Below are 287 nucleotides of genomic sequence, written 5' to 3' on the forward strand. Positions count from 1 at the left end.
CAATCAGGATGTTTCGCTCGATTGGCAGCTGGCGCTGCATCAGGCGGCGGATAAACCGGATTTGGCACGGGAAATGCTGGGGATGGGGGGATGCTGCTGGAGTTTTTGCCCGAAATAAAACAGCGGGTAGAAGCAGTGGCAAACGGCACGCACGATGAGCACATCAGTAGCTTGATCCATAAAGCTGCACGACAGCTGCAGCTACAGCGGCGTGCTGCAGCTGCATCGACTATGCACCAATATTGAGCAGCATTTGCGTGGCGACGTCGAGGTTACGGCGCTAAAGC

It is taken from the genome of Sodalis-like endosymbiont of Proechinophthirus fluctus, from assembly GCF_001602625.1.
Lineage (GTDB): Bacteria > Pseudomonadota > Gammaproteobacteria > Enterobacterales > Enterobacteriaceae.